This window comes from Roseovarius gaetbuli, assembly GCF_900172365.1.
Taxonomy (GTDB): Bacteria; Pseudomonadota; Alphaproteobacteria; order Rhodobacterales; family Rhodobacteraceae; genus Roseovarius; species Roseovarius gaetbuli.
In genome coordinates this window covers 1-962 of sequence record NZ_FWFJ01000131.1, presented here as the reverse complement: position 1 = coordinate 962, position 962 = coordinate 1, and the positions used below count along the sequence as shown (strand labels likewise).

Annotated in this window: 1 protein-coding gene and 1 pseudogene; both read right to left on the bottom strand. The window is 55.2% G+C overall.

From position 1 onward, the window contains the following. Positions 1-141, bottom strand: a pseudogene (locus ROG8370_RS21600) (integrase core domain-containing protein); the annotation flags it as partial. 12 nt (positions 142-153) lie between these two features. Then, a complete protein-coding gene (locus ROG8370_RS19925; RefSeq protein WP_085828842.1) occupies positions 154-822 on the bottom strand; it encodes an IS3 family transposase in 669 nt (222 codons plus the stop codon). Positions 823-962 lie beyond the last annotated feature (140 nt).

Here is a 962-nt window from a genome sequence, read left to right as displayed (position 1 = left end):
GTATGCCGCGTCTGGGGTGCGTTTGTCGAGCGCGGTGTGGGGGCGCTCTGTGTTGTAAAAGCCGATCCAGCCGTCAATGATCCGTTTGGCTTGGCAGCCGTTTGTGATCTCGTGCAAATAGACTGCCTCCTGCTTCAGGGACCGCCAGAGCCGCTAGATGAAGATGTTGTCCAGGTATCGGCCCCGGCCATCCATCGAGATTTTGATCTCGGCCTTGGTCAGCGTCGTGATCCAATCGGTTCCAGTATATTGGCTTCCCTGGTCTGCATTCATGATCTCGGGGGTGCCGTATTTGGCAATGGCTTCCTCCAGCGCCTCAACGCAAAAACTGGCGTCCAGCGTATTCGACAACCGCCAAGACAAAACCTTGCGCGTCGCCCAATCCATGATCGCCACCAGGTACAGAAAGCCGTTCTTGACCGGAATATACGTAATGTCACTGCACCAAACTTGATTGGGGCATGTGATTGCCAACTTCCTCAGCAAGTATGGCCAGATCTTGTGCTGAGGGTGCTTCTTGCTGGTGTTCGGCCCCTTACAGATGGCCTGCAACCCCATGATGGCCATCAAACGACGCACGCGGTGACGTCCCGCCGAGAACCCTGATTGGGGCAGATACGCCGCGATCTGGCGGCTGCCAAAGAACGGATACCTGGTGAATATCCGGTCAATCTCATGCATCAGGTCAATCGTAGCCGGATCAAAGCCGACCGGCGTGTAGTAGATCGAGGAACGGCTGATTTTGAGCAGCTTGCACTGGCGCGCAAGGCTCAGGCCAGTGTTCTCTTTACGGATCATCTTTCGGCGTTCAGACGGGCTCATCGCTTCAGCCCTTGTGACAAAAAATCGTTTTCCACCGCGAGCTTGCCGATCTTGGCGTGAAGCTCTTTGATCTCGCCATCCTTGTTCTCAGCCTTCTTGACCTTGTCTGAGAAAACGCCTGCCATGCCTTCAATCGCTTG

Coding starts and splice junctions, on each gene's coding strand:
- ROG8370_RS19925 (WP_085828842.1), bottom strand. CDS start 822: ATGAGCCCGTCTGAACGCCGAAAGATGATCCGTAAAGAGAACACTGGC.